Raw genomic sequence first — 18321 nt, 5'->3', positions numbered from 1 at the left:
CCGTATCAGAGTCAGTAAGTGAGTCCATCTCTGAGTCAGTTTCAGAATCAATCTCAGAATCCGTTTCTGAGTCAGTATCAGAATCCATTTCTGAATCGGTATCCGAATCCGTTTCTGAATCAGTATCCGAATCAGTATCTGAGTCAGTATCCGAATCCGTTTCTGAGTCCATTTCTGAATCAGTATCCGAGTCCATCTCTGAGTCAGTATCAGAATCAATTTCTGAGTCAGTATCCGAGTCAGTATCCGAATCCGTTTCTGAGTCCATTTCTGAATCAGTATCCGAGTCCATCTCTGAGTCAGTTTCTGAATCAATTTCTGAATCAGTAAGTGAGTCAATCTCTGAGTCCGTCTCTGAGTCAGTATCCGAATCAGTATCAGAGTCAGTAAGTGAATCAATCTCTGAATCGGTATCAGAATCCATCTCTGAGTCAGTTTCTGAATCAATTTCTGAGTCAGTTTCTGAATCAATTTCTGAGTCAGTTTCTGAATCAATTTCTGAGTCAGTATCCGAATCCGTATCTGAGTCCATTTCTGAATCAGTATCCGAGTCAGTAAGTGAGTCCATCTCTGAGTCAGTATCAGAATCCGTTTCTGAGTCCATTTCTGAATCAGTATCTGAGTCAGTGTCCGAATCCATTTCTGAGTCAGTATCAGAGTCAGTATCAGAGTCAGTTTCTGAATCCGTTTCTGAATCAGTTTCTGAATCAGTATCTGAATCGGTATCCGAATCAGTATCTGAGTCAATCTCAGAATCCGTTTCTGAGTCAGTGTCAGAATCCGTTTCTGAATCAATCTCTGAATCAATCTCTGAATCCGTATCCGAATCCGTATCTGAGTCAATCTCAGAATCCGTATCTGAGTCAGTATCAGAATCCATTTCTGAGTCAGTAAGCGAGTCAATCTCTGAGTCAGTAAGTGAATCAGTATCTGAGTCAATCTCAGAATCCGTATCAGAATCAGTATCCGAATCAGTTTCTGAGTCAATCTCTGAATCCGTTTTTGAATCAGTATCAGAGTCAATCTCTGAATCAGTATCAGAATCCATTTCTGAGTCAGTGTCAGAATCTGTTTCTGAGTCAGTATCAGAATCAGTATCAGAATCAATTTCTGAGTCAGTGTCAGAATCCGTTTCTGAGTCAGTATCAGAGTCAGTATCAGAGTCCGTATCTGAGTCAGTTTCTGAATCGGTATCCGAATCAGTTTCTGAGTCAATCTCTGAATCCGTTTCTGAGTCAGTATCAGAATCAATTTCTGAATCAACATCAGAATCTATTTCTGAGTCAGTATCAGAATCTATCTCTGAATCAGTATCAGAATCAATTTCTGAATCAGTAAGTGAATCAGTAAGTGAGTCAATTTCTGAATCTGTATCCGAATCAATTTCTGAGTTCCCTTCTGAGTCTACCTCAGAAATACCTTCAGAAATTCCATCTGAATTACCTGTACCTGGTGTAACTCCACGTTATGGTAAAGTATTGCCAGCAACTGGTACAAAAGAAAGCCACACAGCTCTTCTTGGCGGTATCGGTCTTCTTCTCAGCGCAGGTTTGCTTGCAAAACGCAAACGCGAAGAAGTTGACATTAAAGATGAAATTGCTTTAGCAAAACCACTTGAAGATTAACGGACAATAAAAACGTAGTTTTATCACAAACTACGTTTTTTTGTATAAAAAAAGAACTCATTAACTTCAAATACAGTTAAATGTATAAGGTAAGTTACATGAGTTTTTTATAAATAATAAATTAAATGAGGCTTTCCAATTGCTCAACTAGAGATCCAACATAAGCGATGGTATCTTTGAGCGGTTTATCAGTTGAAACGTCTACACCTGCATGTTTGGCTAGTTCTTGGGCGGATAAGCTTGCTCCAAGCGAAAGTGTTTCAAGCCATGTTTCAACAACCTCCTCAGAATTTTCTTCTAATTGTTGCGCCATAGCGGTTCCGATTGTCAAACCAGCAGAATAGGTGTATGGATAGAGCCCCATATAGTAGTGGGGCTGACGCATCCAGATTAGACCAGCGTCCTCGCCAATTTCAAATTCTTCTCCCCAGAATTCTTTTAGTATGTTGCGTTTGATGTCACAAAGAATATCGCCATTTAAATATTCATCGTTATCAATACGAGTATAAACCTCACGTTGAAAGGCAGCTTCAAGCAAGTGTGTGACCATATTATGGAAATAAGTTCGACTAATCAATTCGCTAATGAGATAGGCTTTGAAATCAGGATTGTCAGCTTGTTTTTTCAATAAAGTGTTACATGTTAAGACTTCATTGGCAGTGGAAGGAGCTTCAATAAAATAGAGAGACGGATCATAGTTTAAAATGCTTTGTTTTTTAGCTAGTTGGAAATGGCCTGCATGCCCTAATTCATGTGCTAAAACAAGGACTTCATTCATCAATCCTGTCCATGACAAAAGAATGTAGGAAGGACCATCATAGAGAGTAGCACAGTAACCACCAGTTGCTTTGCCCTCATTTTGAGCAAAATCAATCCAACGTTCTTCAAAAGATTGTTCAATCATTTTTACGTAGTCTTCTCCGAGAATACCGAGGCAGTCAATTAAGAATTGTTTGGATTCTTCTGGCGTAATGCGTTGATTATAGTCAGATGGCAGACTAATTTTTAAATCGGCATGCGTGATGTTTTCTAAGCCATGGGCTTTTGCAACTAACTTGACATAGCGACGCATGTGTGGAGCCAGTTCTGTCATAATGACATCAATCTGGCGGTCAAATAAATCCCTTGAAACATTTTGCTTAAATAAAAGGTAATCAATCGTTGAATTAAATCCACGTAATTTAGCCTGGATTTTCTCATTTTTTACATGAGCGAGATAGGTTGCAGCAGTAGTATTTTTATAGGCTCTAAGAGTCTTGTAAAAACTATCTGCACTGTTGCGGCGAACAGCTGTATCGTGACTGATTTCATAGTCATTTTCAAAGAGAACATAACTGTTTTTATATGATTTTCCGTCGGCTTCGAAGTCTTCGAAGATCATGTCTTCAAATTTCGTTGTCTCATAGTTGCTGTATGCTTGCTGGAAAGTGGGAGCTAGGTTTGCTAAAAGTTCTTCTTGTTCAGGAGTTAATTGGTGTGGCTTTTGGCGAATGATGGTTTCAAAAAAGCTTGTCCATTCTGGTTTTGTAGCAATGACTTCTTTCAACAATTCATCGGATTGTCGTCCTAGTTCTGTTTCTAAAAAAGCAATTTGTGGATTGGTAGTGGCAAATGTATTGTCTAGATCATTAAGCAGTCGTGCAACGTCTGTATTCATCTTGTCAACATCGTAGTTGAGGGCAGCATAATGCATTAGTTTGCTTTGAATGCGTAGAATATCTTCATATTTCGTAACAGCTTCAATGATAATCGTTTTATGGTTTAGGAATCCCTTAAATTCTTTTTCAAAGGTAGCCACAAGGGTTTGATATTCTTCTAAAGCTTGCTGATATGCAGCATCAGAAGAGTAGATAAGTGAAGTATCCCAGGTTAGTTGTTTATGAATTTCTTGACGTTTTGGCATTGCATTGCTCATGAAAATTCTCCTTAGTTTTACTGTTTTTTATTATACCATATTCATATAAAAAACTTGACAAAATAGCCATTTACTTAGATAATAGAAGTATAATGAAAAGGTTTTAAAACTGTTTTCAAGAGAAAGGAGCTTTGTATGCAGGTCATTAAAAGAAGTGGGGAAGTTGTTGATTTTGACCCAGATAAAATTTATCAAGCCATTATCAAAGCAGCACAAACTGTTTATGTCATTGATGATACTTGGAGACAAAACTTGGCTCAAGTTACGAAGAAAGTTGTACTTGACTTGGAAGAAGCACAAACAGAGCGTCCAACCATTAGCATGGTACAATCACAAGTAGAACACCGTTTGATTGATGCAGGATATATTACAATTGCTGAACACTATATTTCCTATCGTTTGCAACGAGATTTGGAACGAAATGGTTATGGCGATCGCATTATTGTTCATCTTAGTTTTGAACAAATCCGTTAGATTATATCTATCCTTATAAAAGGGTAGATTTTTTTGTATTTAAGAGTATAATAAAGAGTAGTTTATGAAAGGAGTCAATGTGAAAGAGAGGATGAGTAAGTGCTTTAAAGGAGTGCTGTTGTGTTTTTGTATTGCGATTGTTGCCAAATTACTAGGGAATGTATTTCCCATTGTTGGTGGAGCTGTTTTTGCTCTTGCCATCGGAATTGGTGGAGCTCGTTTTTTTGGAGACAAAGAAGAATTAATAGCAGGAATTACTTTTTCTTCCAAAAAATTATTGCAGTATGCGGTTGTATTGCTTGGATTTGGTTTAAATTTAATAGTTATCCTAGAGACTGGGAGACAATCTCTGCCTATTATTATTTCAACCATCTCAATAGCACTCCTGGTTTCCTATTTCTTTTATAGGCTATTTGGGATATCGAGTCATACAGCAATATTGGTTGGAGTGGGTTCTTCAATCTGCGGTGGTTCTGCCATTGCCGCAACTGCACCTGTTATTGAAGCTGAGGAAGAAGAAGTAGCCCGAGCCATTTCTGTTATTTTCTTCTACAATCTCGTAGCTGCAGTTCTTTTTCCTCTTTTAGGACAAGTTCTTGGCTTTTCGACTGAATCGGGTATCAACTTTGGAGTATTTGCAGGAACCGCTATAAATGATACTTCTTCGGTTACTGCTGCAGCCTCTACCTGGGATTCCTTGTTTCATTTAGGTAGCGAAACACTAGATACTGCTGTAACAGTCAAGTTAACGAGAACATTGGCTATTATTCCGATTACTGTTTTTTTATCTTTTTGGAAGTCTCGTTCTAGCTTGGATCAGGCTAAGACCTTTTCTCTGAAAAAAGTATTTCCTACGTTTATTGTTTATTTTCTTCTAGCCAGCTTGCTGACAACCTTTTTGACATATTTTGGGATTGATACTCGTATTTTTCAATCTTTAAAAAATTTGTCAAAATTTTTCATCATGATGGCTATGGCTGGAATTGGTCTGAAAACGAATTTGTTATCCCTTTTAAAAAATGGGAAATCGGCTCTGATTTTAGGTGGTGTTTGCTGGCTAGGAATCACAATGGTCTCACTAGTATTTCAATATGTCATGAAACTAATATAATGGAAAAGAGGTATGGGTATGAAAAAAACAGCTATGGATTGGATTGAATCTCTAGAGATGGAGGCTCATATTGAGGGTGGCTATTTTAAGGAAGTTTACCGTGATGGAGACAACTTGGAGCAGCGCCCCTTGTATTCTAGTATTTATTTTTTATTAGATGAAGGGAACCCATCTCATTTTCACCGCTTAACGGCTGATGAAATCTGGTATTTTCATGACGGTCAACCCTTGACGATTCATATGATTCATCCAGATGGTCGTTATGAGGAAGTAGATTTGGGGCTGCATTTTCAAAAAGGGCAAGTCTTGCAGTATTGTGTGCCTAAAGGAACCATTTTTGGTTCCAGTGTGAAAAAAGGATTTTCTATGGTGTCTTGTATGGTGTCACCTGCCTTTGAATACAGTGATTTTGAATTATTTGAGAGATCATTATTACTCGAAAAATATCCAGAACATACTGAAATTATTACAAAATTGACAAGAGTATAACCTTTCTCATTTTACATATATATCCTTTTTAATTAACCATGGCTATGGTATAATAAAAATAAAAAAGGGAGAAAAGCGATGTCTCATCATATTCATGGAACTTTAGTAGAAGAGCATGGGGTGAGTTGCTGCCATTCCATCATTCAACATGCTGATCATGTTGGTTTTCGATATGAGGAAGTATTTCCGTATGGGCAAGAAGAACATTGGTTTGGATTTTATATTGTGCACACAGAATCAGAAGATAGGTATTAAAAAAGATTCGAGTGGTTTTAAACCATTCGAATCTTTTTATTAAGGCGTATAGATTGTTTGCAATAGCATCTCTGAAGTGGTAGTCGGAAAGACTCGGATTCGTTTCAATGTCAGTAGTCCATCAGCTGCTGAAGCGATTCCTTCGTTAGTTGTAGTTGCCAGTTTGTAATTAGCTTGTTCCACAAGAGTGATAGTTTCTTCAGAGTAACTTCCTGAAGGGTAAGCAATTGAAATGGTATCTTGTGAAAGATTGGTATCCAAGAATTGTTTTGATCCAACCAATTCAGAACTTTGTGTGGTAGCATCCACATATTCTAATGATGGGTGGTTAACAGTATGAGCTTGAAGTGATATACCGTTTTCTTTCATTTCTTTCATTTCATCTAAGGATAAGTTAGCTTCATATCCGACCGTTCCTGTAATGACATTGTTGGTGGCTTTCATATTGTATTTTTTTAAAATAGGATAGGCAATATCATAGAAATCCCAGATGCTGTCATCAAATGTTAACCAAACCACTTTTTTATCCTTTGGTAGAACATTTTCAGTTAGAATTTTATAGGCTTCTTCAGGAGAAACGGCATAGTAGCCATTGTCTTTTAATGCTTGAATGTGACTTTCAAATATCGTTGGATCGACAATTAAATTGGCACTTTCAGCTTCTTCTGGTGCCATGACATGGATCGCATGGTACATTAAGATGGGAAGCTGTACAGGAGATTCTTGAGTAACCCATTCAATTTCTTCATTTGAAGGAGGTGCAGGAGTATCAACTGTTTGTGGCTCTTCTTGCGGTTCTTGGCTAGGAGCTACTTCGGACTTCTTGGTTACTTTAGCAGCATTGCTAGTGGTAGCAGAAGGTGTTCTCATTTTATGAAAGGTTTCTGTTTTTGTAAAAGCTAATCCAGCAACAATAAAAATCAAAAGAAAAATAGTCAAGAGGACTAAACCAAATTCTTTAAATTTGTTTTTTCGTTTGGCGGACATGGTATTCTCCTTGATCAATGTGTAAATAATATAATTCTATTATACCAAAAAAATACTATTTAATTATCAGAAAATTTGGTATAATAGAGAAAATATTCGAAAGAGGATTAGCTATGACAGTTCATATTGCATTATTAGGGTTTGGAACAGTAGCCAGTGGGATACCATTTTTATTAACAGAGAACAGAGAAAAAATTGCGATTGCAGCACAAGAAGACATTGTGATATCAAAGATTTTGGTGCGCGATGATAATGAAAAAGAAAAATTATTAGCAGCTGGCCATTCGTATCATTTTGTAACAGATGTACAAGAGATTTTGACGGATTCTGACATCTCAATTGTTGTGGAGTTGATGGGAAGGATTGAACCTGCTAAAACTTTCATTACAAAGGCTTTGGAATCTGGAAAGCATGTTGTGACAGCAAACAAAGATCTTTTAGCTATACATGGTAAGGAATTAAATGAAATTGCTCATCAGAATGGTGTTGCCCTTTATTACGAGGCGGCAGTAGCTGGTGGGATTCCGATTTTACGGACACTGGCAAATTCGTTTGCTTCGGATAAAATCACTCGTATCTTAGGTGTCCTAAATGGAACGTCTAACTTCATGATGACAAAGATGGTTGATGAAGGGTGGACTTATGAAAAAGCCCTACAAGCTGCTCAAGAATTGGGGTATGCAGAGAGTGACCCCACAAACGATGTGGAAGGCATTGACGCTGCCTACAAGGCCGTTATTTTGAGTCATTTTGGTTTTGGGATGACCATTGATTTTGATGATGTTACACATAAGGGAATTTCTGGTATTACACCTGAGGATGTGGCTGTTGCACAGGATTTAGGCTACGTCATCAAATTGGTCGGAGATATTTCTGAGACAACGACAGGATTGGCAGCGGAGGTTTCACCAACTTTCCTTCCTAAGAATCATCCTCTAGCAAGTGTCAATGGCGTGATGAATGCTGTCTTTGTGGAATCAATCGGTATTGGAGAATCCATGTTTTACGGTCCTGGCGCAGGTCAGAAACCGACTGCAACAAGTGTTTTAGCTGATATTATCCGCATTGTCCGCCGTTTGAAAGACGATACTGTTGGTAAATCATTTACGGAATACAAACGCCCTGTCAAATTAGCCAATCCAACAGATATTCAAAGTCATTACTATTTCTCCATTACTACACCTGATACAAGTGGCAAAATGTTACGATTGGCAGAAATTTTCCATTCAGAGGATATTTCATTCAAACAAATTTTACAAAAGCCAGTTTCAAATAATGAGGCACGTCTTGTGATTGTGACACACTTGATGAACAAGGAGCAGTTGGAAAAAGTGAGTGGAAAATTAGCTCAGTCAGAAGACTTTACTGTCTTAAATTGTTTTAAAGTGTTAGGAGAATAATAGATGAAAATTATTGTTCCTGCAACAAGTGCTAATATCGGCCCAGGTTTTGATTCGGTTGGTGTTGCATTGTCAAAATATTTAACCATTGACATTCTAAACGACCAAGATGAGTGGTTTATTGAGCATGATTTGGAATTCGTTCCGACGGATGAACGAAATCTCCTCATCAAAACAGCGTTGAAAGTTGCTCCTAATATACAACCTCATCGCTTAAAAATGACGAGCGATATTCCCTTGGCGCGTGGATTGGGTTCCTCGAGTTCAGTTATTGTAGCTGGGATTGAATTGGCCAATCAATTGGGCGATTTGCAGCTAAGTCAAGAAGATAAGTTGCGAATTGCAACGTCAATCGAGGGCCACCCAGATAATGTCGCACCGGCAATTTATGGTAATTTGGTGGTAGCAAGTTATGTCAATAAGGAAGTTACAGCTCTAGTTTCCGATTTTCCAGAGGTTGATTTTGTAGCCTTTATTCCGAATTACCAATTACGTACAAAGGATAGTCGTGGTGTTTTACCAAATCAGCTCTCTTATAAAAAAGCAGTAGCTGCTAGCTCCATTGCTAATGTGGCAGTGGCATCCCTAGTAAAAGGCGATTTAAAAACAGCTGGAAAAGCGATTGAATCGGATCTATTTCATGAACAACATCGTCAACGTTTGGTCCATGAATTTTATCCAATTAAGCAAATTGCAAAGGAGCATGCAGCCTATGCAACCTATTTGTCTGGAGCGGGGCCAACCGTTATGGTATTGAGTCCAAAAGCGAATACCCAACAACTGATTCAGGCTTTGCAACAAGAAACATTTGATGGTGAAATTGCATTATTAAATGTTGATTTATCTGGTGTTCAAGTGATCTAAAAATGTCCATTTAAAAAATGGGCATTTTTTTATCTTAAAAAAAGATAATTAGTTTTTTATTGGTTTTTTTGGTATAATTGACTAGATGTATCTAAATTTGAAATGAGAAAAATATGAAAGAAAAAATATTATTAGAATTGAATGGAATAGACATTCGATTTGATGAGCCGTTAAAAGATTATACCTATACAAAAGTCGGGGGGGCAGTAGACTACCTGGCTTTTCCTCGTAATCGATATGAAATTGTGAGGATTGTTGAGTTTGCAAACCGGGAAAATATCCCTTGGATGGTTTTGGGGAATTCAAGCAATATTATTGTGCGGGATGGTGGCATTCGTGGCTTTGTCATTCGCATGGACAAACTGAATTCGGTCACTATTTCGGGCTATACATTGGAAGCTGAAGCAGGGGCTAACCTCATCGAAACAACCCATGTTGCACTGCATCATTCCTTGACAGGCTTTGAGTTTGCTTGTGGCATTCCTGGTAGTGTCGGTGGAGCAGTCTTTATGAATGCTGGTGCATATGGCGGGGAGATTGCCCATATTCTTGTGTCCGCTCAAATCTTAACACCTGCTGGCTATGTTGAGACATTAGATGCTAGAGAGTTGCGTTTTGGTTACCGGTCATCGATTTTACAAGAAAACGGAGCGATTGTTTTATCCGCTAAATTTGCTTTAAAACCTGGTAGCCATACGGCTATTCAACAGGAAATGAATCGTTTGACACACTTGCGAGAATTGAAACAACCACTAGAATACCCATCTTGTGGCTCTGTTTTCAAACGACCTTTGGGACATTTTGCAGGTCAGTTGATCATGGAAGCCGGCTTAAAAGGTCATCGTATGGGTGGGGTAGAAGTGTCTGAAAAACACGCTGGTTTTATGGTAAATGTAGCTGATGGAACCGCAAGCGATTATGAAAATCTCATCAACCATGTAATTGCGGTTGTAAATGAATCCTCTGGCATTACCCTAGAGCGTGAAGTTCGTATATTAGGTGATTGTTTGTAGTTTGTTTTTTGTGGTCTCACAGAGCCTGTATCTGTAATACACGAATATAAGGAATCAAAAAAATTGAAAAATCCAATTATTGAATTTAAAAATGTGTCAAAAGTTTTTGAAGACAATGGGACAACTGTTTTAAAAAATATAAATTTTGAATTGGAGGAGGGCAAGTTTTATACCCTTCTTGGTGCTTCTGGATCTGGTAAGTCTACTATTTTAAATATTATTGCTGGATTATTGGATGCCTCCTCGGGCGACGTGATGTTGGACGGCAAACGAATCAATGATGTACCGACCAATAAACGCGATGTCCATACTGTCTTTCAATCCTATGCCCTCTTTCCCCATATGACGGTTTTTGAAAATGTCGCTTTTCCACTTAAATTACGGAAAATTGAAAAATCAGAAATCAAGAAACGGGTTACCGAAGCCTTAAAAATGGTGCGTTTAGAAGGCTTTGAAAACCGTTCGATTCAAAAGTTATCAGGTGGACAACGCCAACGGGTTGCCATTGCACGTGCTATTATTAACGAGCCACGTGTTGTCCTTTTAGATGAGCCCTTGTCAGCGCTTGATTTGAAATTGCGGACAGAGATGCAGTATGAGTTACGGGAATTACAGCAACGTCTTGGGATTACCTTTGTCTTTGTCACTCATGATCAGGAAGAAGCACTTGCGATGAGTGATTGGATTTTTGTCATGAATGATGGAGAAATTGTTCAATCAGGAACGCCAGTTGATATTTATGATGAGCCGATTAACCACTTTGTTGCAACCTTTATCGGGGAATCCAATATTCTTCCTGCAACCATGATTGAAGACTATTTGGTGGAATTCAATGGCAAACGGTTTGAAGCCGTTGATGGAGGGATGCGTCCAAATGAGGAAGTAGAGGTTGTCATCCGTCCAGAGGATTTGCAAATTACGCTTCCAGAAGAAGGCAAGTTACAAGTTAAGGTTGATACGCAACTCTTCCGTGGGGTGCACTATGAGATTATTGCTTATGATGATTTGGGCAATGAATGGATGATTCATTCCACACGAAAAGCAATTGTGGGAGAGATTATCGGACTTGATTTTGAGCCAGAAGATATCCACATCATGCGTCTCAATGAAACAGAAGAAGAATTTGATGCTCGTATTGAAGAATACGTTGAAACAGAAGAGGTGGAAGAAGGTCTCATCAACGCGATTGAGGAGGAAAGAAATGAAGAAAACCTCTAATTTCTTTGTTGCGCCTTACTTGCTCTGGGTAGCCTTGTTTGTTTTGGCACCAGTTGTCCTTATTGTTTACCAATCTTTTTTTGACATTCATGACAATGCAACTCTAGCCAATTACCAGACCTATTTTAACTCACCGAACATGACCTATCTTCGCATGAGTTTGAATTCCATTCTTTACGCTGGTCTGATTACCTTGGTCACCTTATTATTTGCTTATCCGACAGCCTTTTTTCTAACCCAGCTAAAGCATAAGCAATTGTGGCTCATGTTGATTATTTTACCAACCTGGGTGAATTTATTGCTCAAGGCCTATGCTTTTATTGGTATTTTTGGTCAACATGGTTCCATTAATCAGTTTTTAGGATTTTTTGGAATCGGTGCCCAGCAAATCTTATTTACGGATTTCTCTTTTATTGCAGTTGCAAGTTATATTGAAATTCCCTTTATGATTTTACCAATTTTTACGGTCTTAGATGATTTGGATCCTAATCTCATCAATGCGAGTAGAGATTTAGGAGCCAATCCTTGGCAGACATTTTGGAAAGTGATTTTCCCCTTGTCAATGAATGGTGTCAGAAGTGGTGTTCAAGCTGTTTTTATCCCAAGTTTAAGCCTCTTTATGCTCACTAGGCTAATTGGAGGAAACCGTGTGATTACCCTGGGAACCGCTATTGAGCAACATTTTCTGACAACACAAAACTGGGGAATGGGATCTACCATTGGTGTGGTCTTGATCCTTGCAATGTTGGCTGTCATGTGGTTAACAAAAGAAAGGAAAAAATAATGAAAAAAATTGCAAAAATTTATCTCGTTGTCGCCTTTCTTATCCTTTATCTTCCTATTTTTTATCTGATTTTTTACGCTTTTAACAAGGGCGGTGATATGAATAACTTCACCGGTTTTACCTTGGAGTATTTTTCAAGCATGTTGAGTGACAATCGCCTCATGTTGATTTTGGCTCAGACATTCTTTCTTGCCTTTTTAAGTTCCTTGATTGCCACAATTATTGGAACATTTGGGGCGATTTATATTTACCAAGCCAAGGAAAAATGGCAAAATGCTCTTTTATCTGTTAACAACATCTTGATGGTGGCGCCAGATGTCATGATTGGTGCTAGTTTCTTGATTTTGTTTACTAAGATTGGTTTTAAACTCGGTTTCGTATCTGTTTTGTTAAGTCACATCGCCTTTTCGATTCCGATTGTGGTCTTAATGGTCTTGCCACGTTTGAAAGAAATGAATGCAGATATGATTTCGGCGGCTTATGATTTGGGTGCAACCCAGTTGCAAATGCTGAAAGAGATTATGCTGCCTTATTTGACTCCAGCTATTATTGCGGGCTATTTCATGGCGTTCACTTATTCTTTAGATGATTTTGCGGTGACATTTTTCGTAACAGGAAATGGCTATTCAAATTTATCTGTTGAGATTTATTCACGCGCTCGTCAAGGTATTTCACTGGAAATCAATGCCCTATCTGCACTTGTCTTCCTCTTTAGTATCCTTCTTGTCGTTGGCTATTACTTTATTTCAAAAGAAAAGGAGGAGACTGCATGAGACGACTCTATTCATTTTTTGCAGGCGTTCTAGTGATTATCCTCATTTTATTTGGGATTTCCTCTAGCTTAGAAACAAAGAAAAACAAAGGAACAACTGATAAATTAGTCATCTACAACTGGGGAGATTACATTGATCCCGATTTGTTGGATGAGTTTACAAAGGAAACGGGGATTCAAGTCGATTACCAGACATTTGATTCCAATGAAGCCATGTATACCAAAATCAAACAAGGCGGAACAACCTATGATTTAGCAGTACCGTCTGAGTACATGATTTCCAAAATGATAGAAGAAGAGATGCTGATTCAGTTGGACAAAACAAAAATCAAAGGGATGGAAAATATTGATTCTGAGTTTTTAGGATTGAGTTTTGATCCAAACAATGATTATTCCATTCCTTATTTTTGGGGAACGCTGGGTATTGTTTACAATGAGAGCATGGTAAAAAATCCACCACAAGAGTGGGAAGATTTATGGTCGGAAGAATACAAAGACAGCATTATGTTGGTGGACGGTGCCCGTGAGGGGATGGGAATTGGCTTGCAGACCTTGGGTTACAGTCTTAATTCCAAAGATCCAGCTCAATTAGAAGAAGCTGCTAATCTCATGTATCAATTAACGCCTAATATCAAGGCAATCGTTTCGGACGAAATCAAAGGGTATATGATTCAAGATGCAGCTGCCATTGCTATTAGCTTTTCTGGTGAAGCCAGTGAGATGCTAGATGGAAATGAAAATCTTCGCTACGTTGTCCCATCAAAAGGTTCCAACCTTTGGTTTGACAATATGATTATTCCAAAAACAGCTAAAAACATTGATGGGTCTTACCAATTTATTAATTTTATGTTGCGGCCTGAGAATGCTTATCGCAATGCATTGTACATTGGTTATGCCACACCGATTGGAAAAGCAAAAGACATGCTCCCAGAAGATGTGAAAGAAGACGAAGCTTTTTATCCAACTGCTGCCACCTTGGAAAATCTTGAAGTCTATGACAATTTAGGTGCAGAGACCTTAGGACTTTATAATGACCTGTACCTTCAATTTAAAATGTATCGTAAATAATAGAAAAAATGGAACAAACAAAAAAAGAATTTCGCTACGCCTCCAGCTCGATCATGGTCTCTATCTTAAGAGGCATTGTAGTCGGTCTTGCTGTTGGTTTAGTGGTTAGCCTATTTCGGTTGTTTATTGGACATAGTTTTGAATGGCTGGTCCACCTTTATCAAATGGCACGACAAAACCTGTTCGTGCTTTTTGCTATTGCATTGGCCTATTTCTTATTGACACTTTTTCTATCTTGGCTAGCCAAAGGTGAAAAAGGCATTCGTGGCTCGGGCATTCCCCAAGTAGAGGGGGAATTGAAAGGTTTGATGGAATCAAACTGGTGGTCGATTCTCTGGCGAAAATTCATTGGTGGTGTCCTAGCGATCTCTAGCGGTCTCATGTTAGGACGTGAGGGGCCATCGATTCAGTTAGGAGCAATGACTGCTAAAGGAGTTGCTGGTCGATTCAACTTAAGTCCTTTGGAAACCAGAGTATTGATTGCTAGTGGGGCTGCTGCTGGTTTATCTGCGGCTTTTAATGCTCCAATTGCAGGTTTGCTATTTGTAGTTGAAGAAGTCTATCGTCATTTTTCACGGCTCGTCTGGGTAACAACCTTGACGGCTAGTCTGGTAGCCAATGCTGTTTCACAATCAATCTTTGGTTTGACACCCGCTCTTCATTTGCCAATTTCATTGCCGACTTTGGATTTGACACAATATTGGCTATTGATTGTAACAGGTGCTATTCTAGGACTTGCTGGCTATCATTATGAGCAGGTGATTCTTTCCATGTCACTTGTTTACCAGCGTATTGGGAAAGTGCTTCGTTTGACGCCAACTTTTTACCCGCTGATTCCGTTTATTTTCATTCTTCCAGTTGGTATTTTCTTACCTGAATTATTGGGCGGAGGACATGAGTTGATTGTTCACTTGCCGAACGCGCAGACAAGCCTTGGTTTGCTGATGGGATTCTTTGTTGTTCGATTTATCATGAGTATGTTCAGCTATGGCTCAGGATTGCCTGGTGGTATCTTCTTACCTATATTGGCATTGGGTTCCGTTTTAGGGTTGATGATCGGTCATATTTTGCTGGAGCTGGGCCTTATCACAGCTGAAGATTTGTCACTATTCATTGTACTAGGAATGGCTGGGTATTTTGGGGCGATTTCAAAAGCCCCATTGACTGGGATTGTTCTTGTTACTGAAATGGTTGGTGATATGCATCAGTTAATGCCGTTAGGCCTTGTTACTTTATCGGCCTATGTAGTCATGGATCTTTTAAATGGTGCGCCGATTTATGAAGCTATGCTTGAAAAAATGCTTCCGGAACATGCCAAAGAAACGTCTAAAGTTACTCTGATTGAGATACCGGTTTCTGAGAAAATCGCTGGGCGACGTGTGGCAGATTTACCTTTGCCAGAAGGAGTGTTGATTACTGGTCAAATCACGCATGAGCATTCCGAAGTTGTCAATGGACAAACCATGCTCTATCTTGGAAACACGATTCACCTAGTTGTCCAAACCCACAAAATGGATGAAGTCAAATCCCTTTTATTGGATTAGTACGTCATATTGAAAGAAAGACAAGGCCAACAGTGCCTTGTCTTTTGTGGTATAATGTGGAAAATAGTGGATTTACTTACCAGACATCAGTTGTCTAGTTAAAAAATAAGGCTTTTCTCGCTTTTTGTCCTTGTTTTTCAAAGAATTTCTGATAGACTGAAGGAGAAAGGAGGCACAATGAATCAAGAAAAAATTGGATTGTTTTTAAAAGAACTCAGACTAGAAAATGGGTTAACCCAAGAACAATTTGCAGAAGACTTTGCTGTTTCTAATCGGACAGTATCTCGTTGGGAAAATGGTGTTCATCTACCGGATTTGGGATTGCTGATTGCCATTGCCCAATTTTACAATGTTTCTATTAACGAGCTCATAGACGGAGAAAGGAAAAGCGAGATGAAATCAAATGAATTCGATACAACAATTGAAAAAGTAGCGGCCTATGCAGATCAAGATAAGAGGACCTATCGGTATAGAATACGAAAAACAGTTGGCTATGGGTTTATCTTGTTTGGCTTCTTTCTCATTATCACCTTCCTGACCATGATGCCAGCTGACAGTAGTTGGGGCAGCTTTTATTCGGTGATTGGGACACTATTTATCTCCATTGGGATTACCTATATTCTGGCGATGACACAATTTTGGAAAAGAATCTTGCTGTCAATCTCAGCTTTTGTAGTTATTATGGCTGTTCTTTTGTATGCGGATTACCTTGGTGTCAAACACCAAAATCAAGTTCCACGCTTTGTCCACTCTAAAATCTATTACGGTGGCAGTGACTATATCATCTACGAATCATTCTTCTATACAGCCCTCTATCATATCGAAACAAAAGATGTCAAAATTGTTGATGCACAAGAAATAGAGATGTATGACCCTAAAGAAGACAAATAGATAGAGGAGAAGTAAATGAAATACTATGAATCTAGGCAAGCATCGCATACATTTTTGATACTGTAAAGTAATTTTCAAAGAAACAACTAGAAGGAATATTATGCTCTCTTTATCCACAATAAACCTCTCAAATCAGCAAGAAATCAAGAAAGGCTATTCTCCAGAAAAGAAGTACAAGCTAGTTGATGATAAAGCCTATTTCTTAAAGGTATCCCCTTTATCCTTTAAGGAACGCAAACATTTAGAGATGAAATACCTGAGTGATCTTCCCGATAAAACACTCCAACGAGCTCAGCTGTTAGATGTTACCTTTGAAAAAAATCACATTCTTAGCCTATACGACTGGATTGATGGTGAAGACTTTAGGGATGTTGCAGATAGACTAACTTCCCAAGAATTGTATGATTACGGCTTACAAGCTGGAAGCTACCTAAGGGAAATTCACAGCCTGCCAATTGATGAGAAACCATCAGACTGGGCCAGTCACTATAAGGCTAAAATTGAGCGAAAAATTACGGCTTTCAATGAGGTTAAAACCCTCTATCCTAAAGGTGGTATTTTCATTGAATTTATTAAGAAACAGCAACACTTACTTGACAATCGTCCGCAACGTTTGTGTCATGGGGACTACCATGTTGGAAATCTAATGATCGAAAACGCTTCTAAAGAATTGGTCATCATTGACTTTGGCAGCTTAGAGATTGGGGATCCGTATGAAGAATTCAATCGCATGATATGGAATGCCCAGCTTTCAGAAGAGTTTGCGACAGGGGTTATCCATGGTTATTTTAAGGGAAAAGAGATTCCAGAAAACTTTTGGAGGTTAATGGCTCTTTACATGGCGACAGACGTCATTGGCTCCATTCCTTGGGCAGTGCCTTTTGGTGATGAGCAGGTTCAAACCATGCTTACAAGAGCCGAAGCGGTGCTGGCTTGGTACCAGAATTTTGACACAATCATACCGAGCTTTTATCAGGGATAAATCACTGGTTTCTTCACTTAGAATAGCTTATGGTATAATATTCTAAAACAGGATAAAGAAAGAGTGATTGAAAATATGGTTTTATCAAAAAAACGAGCTCGAAAAGTGATTGAAGAGATTATTGCCCTATACCCTGACGCCCAGCCAAGTTTGGATTTTCGAAATCATTTTGAATTAGTCTGTGCTGTTTTATTATCAGCTCAGACAACTGATGCGGCAGTTAACAAGGCAACTCCTGGGTTGTTTGCGGCTTATCCAACGCCTCAAGCCATGGCAGCAGCAGATGTGGCAGATATTGCAAAGCATATTTCAAGATTAGGTTTGTACCGAAACAAGGCAAAATTTTTAAAAGAATGTGCCCAACAACTCTTGGATAGACACGATGGCATTGTTCCACAAACTCGTGAAGAATTAGAAGCCTTATCTGGTGTTGGACGAAAAACCGCCAATGTAGTCTTAAGTGTTGGTTTTGGGATTCCTGCTTTTGCAGTAGATACCCATGTTGGACGGATTTGCAAACACCATAATATTGTGAAAAAGTCTGCAACTCCACTTGAAACAGAAAAAAGAGTGATGGAAGTTCTGCCTCCAGAACTTTGGCTAGCGGCTCACCAAGCCATGATTTACTTTGGTCGGGAGGTTTGTCATCCGAAAAATCCAGAGTGTGATACCTTTCCACAACTGTATGAATTTGACTAGAAACTTAGGAGTATTCCTAAGTTTTTTGACTTTTGAAAATGGAAAAAGTCGCTATGTCAAAATGAATTAAACTTATAATCGATTCCATATTTGAATGCCACAAAATGACGAACTAATTGTTTCACAAACTTTAATTAAAGTATAAAAACCGAAATATATTTAAAATAAAACAAATTTAATTGACAAAAACAGAACGTTATACTATACTTATAATGGAAACGCCTGTGCGT

Annotated in this window: 18 protein-coding genes; 16 read left to right on the top strand and 2 right to left on the bottom strand. The window is 38.6% G+C overall.

From position 1 onward, the window contains the following. The first annotated feature begins 26 nt into the window (after positions 1-26). Complete coding sequence (locus ACVR1I_RS05455; protein ID WP_447443020.1) at positions 27-1625, top strand: DUF445 family protein; 1599 nt, start codon at positions 27-29, stop codon at positions 1623-1625. A 121-nt stretch (positions 1626-1746) separates the two neighbouring features. On the opposite strand, the gene pepF is transcribed toward ACVR1I_RS05455, so the two are convergent. Continuing rightward, the gene (pepF, locus tag ACVR1I_RS05450) at positions 1747-3540 is read right to left on the bottom strand and encodes an oligoendopeptidase F (protein ID WP_447442982.1); all 1794 of its coding nucleotides are present in this window, start codon (positions 3538-3540) and stop codon (positions 1747-1749) included. Between the two features lie 135 nt (positions 3541-3675). On the opposite strand from pepF, the gene ACVR1I_RS05445 reads away from it, so the two are divergent. The 4 genes from ACVR1I_RS05445 to ACVR1I_RS05430 all read left to right on the top strand — a co-directional run bounded on the left by ACVR1I_RS05445 (position 3676) and on the right by ACVR1I_RS05430 (position 5869). Next, a complete protein-coding gene (locus ACVR1I_RS05445; protein ID WP_447442981.1) occupies positions 3676-4014 on the top strand; it encodes an ATP cone domain-containing protein in 339 nt (112 codons plus the stop codon). Between the two features lie 91 nt (positions 4015-4105). Next, on the top strand, positions 4106-5125 hold the full coding sequence (locus ACVR1I_RS05440; RefSeq protein WP_447443019.1) for a YeiH family protein: 1020 nt from the start codon (positions 4106-4108) through the stop codon (positions 5123-5125). Positions 5126-5143: 18 nt separating this feature from the next. Further along, positions 5144-5614: a cupin domain-containing protein gene (locus tag ACVR1I_RS05435; RefSeq protein ID WP_447442980.1), complete on the top strand. Its 471-nt coding sequence runs from the start codon at positions 5144-5146 to the stop codon at positions 5612-5614. 78 nt (positions 5615-5692) lie between these two features. Beyond that, positions 5693-5869: a hypothetical protein gene (locus ACVR1I_RS05430; protein WP_447442979.1), complete on the top strand. Its 177-nt coding sequence runs from the start codon at positions 5693-5695 to the stop codon at positions 5867-5869. Positions 5870-5908: 39 nt separating this feature from the next. Here ACVR1I_RS05430 and ACVR1I_RS05425 read toward each other — a convergent pair whose 3' ends face one another. Next, a complete protein-coding gene (locus ACVR1I_RS05425; RefSeq protein ID WP_447442978.1) occupies positions 5909-6856 on the bottom strand; it encodes a polysaccharide deacetylase family protein in 948 nt (315 codons plus the stop codon). Positions 6857-6969: 113 nt separating this feature from the next. On the opposite strand from ACVR1I_RS05425, the gene ACVR1I_RS05420 reads away from it, so the two are divergent. From ACVR1I_RS05420 to nth, 11 genes are all read left to right on the top strand, one after another. Further along, positions 6970-8256, top strand: a complete 1287-nt coding sequence (locus ACVR1I_RS05420; protein ID WP_447442977.1) for a homoserine dehydrogenase — start codon at positions 6970-6972, stop codon at positions 8254-8256. A 3-nt stretch (positions 8257-8259) separates the two neighbouring features. After that, on the top strand, positions 8260-9120 hold the full coding sequence (thrB, locus tag ACVR1I_RS05415; protein WP_447442976.1) for a homoserine kinase: 861 nt from the start codon (positions 8260-8262) through the stop codon (positions 9118-9120). Positions 9121-9233: 113 nt separating this feature from the next. After that, positions 9234-10133: a UDP-N-acetylmuramate dehydrogenase gene (murB, locus tag ACVR1I_RS05410; RefSeq protein WP_447442975.1), complete on the top strand. Its 900-nt coding sequence runs from the start codon at positions 9234-9236 to the stop codon at positions 10131-10133. Between the two features lie 63 nt (positions 10134-10196). Next, the gene (locus ACVR1I_RS05405; protein ID WP_447442974.1) at positions 10197-11351 is read left to right on the top strand and encodes an ABC transporter ATP-binding protein; all 1155 of its coding nucleotides are present in this window, start codon (positions 10197-10199) and stop codon (positions 11349-11351) included. Further along, entirely contained in the window at positions 11335-12135 is an 801-nt protein-coding gene (locus tag ACVR1I_RS05400) for an ABC transporter permease (protein WP_447442973.1), read from the top strand. The genes ACVR1I_RS05405 and ACVR1I_RS05400 overlap by 17 nt, the downstream gene beginning before the upstream one ends. Beyond that, positions 12135-12908 (top strand): ABC transporter permease, encoded by a 774-nt coding sequence (locus ACVR1I_RS05395; RefSeq protein WP_447442972.1) that lies wholly within the window; start codon positions 12135-12137, stop codon positions 12906-12908. Before ACVR1I_RS05400 ends, ACVR1I_RS05395 begins: the two co-directional genes overlap by 1 nt. Continuing rightward, on the top strand, positions 12905-13975 hold the full coding sequence (locus ACVR1I_RS05390) for an ABC transporter substrate-binding protein (protein ID WP_447442971.1): 1071 nt from the start codon (positions 12905-12907) through the stop codon (positions 13973-13975). The genes ACVR1I_RS05395 and ACVR1I_RS05390 overlap by 4 nt, the downstream gene beginning before the upstream one ends. Before the next feature lie 8 nt (positions 13976-13983). Next, a complete protein-coding gene (locus tag ACVR1I_RS05385; protein WP_447442970.1) occupies positions 13984-15519 on the top strand; it encodes a chloride channel protein in 1536 nt (511 codons plus the stop codon). A gap of 177 nt (positions 15520-15696) precedes the next feature. After that, entirely contained in the window at positions 15697-16410 is a 714-nt protein-coding gene (locus tag ACVR1I_RS05380; RefSeq protein WP_447442969.1) for a helix-turn-helix domain-containing protein, read from the top strand. A 100-nt stretch (positions 16411-16510) separates the two neighbouring features. Beyond that, entirely contained in the window at positions 16511-17392 is an 882-nt protein-coding gene (locus tag ACVR1I_RS05375; protein ID WP_447442968.1) for an aminoglycoside phosphotransferase family protein, read from the top strand. Positions 17393-17467: 75 nt separating this feature from the next. After that, positions 17468-18091 carry an endonuclease III gene (gene nth / locus ACVR1I_RS05370; RefSeq protein ID WP_447442967.1) on the top strand — a complete coding sequence of 208 codons (624 nt, stop codon included), beginning with the start codon at positions 17468-17470 and terminating at the stop codon, positions 18089-18091. The last annotated feature ends 230 nt before the right edge of the window (positions 18092-18321 follow it).

It is taken from the genome of Streptococcus cameli, from assembly GCF_053207365.1.
Note: the sequence above shows the minus strand (reverse complement) of the source record. Positions and strands in the feature narration are given on the sequence as shown.

What these genes read in the sequence shown, in the direction of transcription:
- pepF (WP_447442982.1), bottom strand. Translation starts at nt 3,540, where the DNA reads ATGAGCAATGCAATGCCAAAACGTCAAGAAATTCATAAACAACTAACC.
- ACVR1I_RS05445 (WP_447442981.1), top strand. Translation starts at nt 3,676, where the DNA reads ATGCAGGTCATTAAAAGAAGTGGGGAAGTTGTTGATTTTGACCCAGAT.
- ACVR1I_RS05440 (WP_447443019.1), top strand. Translation starts at nt 4,106, where the DNA reads ATGAGTAAGTGCTTTAAAGGAGTGCTGTTGTGTTTTTGTATTGCGATT.
- ACVR1I_RS05435 (WP_447442980.1), top strand. Translation starts at nt 5,144, where the DNA reads ATGAAAAAAACAGCTATGGATTGGATTGAATCTCTAGAGATGGAGGCT.
- ACVR1I_RS05430 (WP_447442979.1), top strand. Translation starts at nt 5,693, where the DNA reads ATGTCTCATCATATTCATGGAACTTTAGTAGAAGAGCATGGGGTGAGT.
- ACVR1I_RS05425 (WP_447442978.1), bottom strand. Translation starts at nt 6,856, where the DNA reads ATGTCCGCCAAACGAAAAAACAAATTTAAAGAATTTGGTTTAGTCCTC.
- ACVR1I_RS05420 (WP_447442977.1), top strand. Translation starts at nt 6,970, where the DNA reads ATGACAGTTCATATTGCATTATTAGGGTTTGGAACAGTAGCCAGTGGG.
- thrB (WP_447442976.1), top strand. Translation starts at nt 8,260, where the DNA reads ATGAAAATTATTGTTCCTGCAACAAGTGCTAATATCGGCCCAGGTTTT.
- murB (WP_447442975.1), top strand. Translation starts at nt 9,234, where the DNA reads ATGAAAGAAAAAATATTATTAGAATTGAATGGAATAGACATTCGATTT.
- ACVR1I_RS05400 (WP_447442973.1), top strand. Translation starts at nt 11,335, where the DNA reads ATGAAGAAAACCTCTAATTTCTTTGTTGCGCCTTACTTGCTCTGGGTA.
- ACVR1I_RS05395 (WP_447442972.1), top strand. Translation starts at nt 12,135, where the DNA reads ATGAAAAAAATTGCAAAAATTTATCTCGTTGTCGCCTTTCTTATCCTT.
- ACVR1I_RS05390 (WP_447442971.1), top strand. Translation starts at nt 12,905, where the DNA reads ATGAGACGACTCTATTCATTTTTTGCAGGCGTTCTAGTGATTATCCTC.
- ACVR1I_RS05385 (WP_447442970.1), top strand. Translation starts at nt 13,984, where the DNA reads ATGGAACAAACAAAAAAAGAATTTCGCTACGCCTCCAGCTCGATCATG.
- ACVR1I_RS05380 (WP_447442969.1), top strand. Translation starts at nt 15,697, where the DNA reads ATGAATCAAGAAAAAATTGGATTGTTTTTAAAAGAACTCAGACTAGAA.
- ACVR1I_RS05375 (WP_447442968.1), top strand. Translation starts at nt 16,511, where the DNA reads ATGCTCTCTTTATCCACAATAAACCTCTCAAATCAGCAAGAAATCAAG.
- nth (WP_447442967.1), top strand. Translation starts at nt 17,468, where the DNA reads ATGGTTTTATCAAAAAAACGAGCTCGAAAAGTGATTGAAGAGATTATT.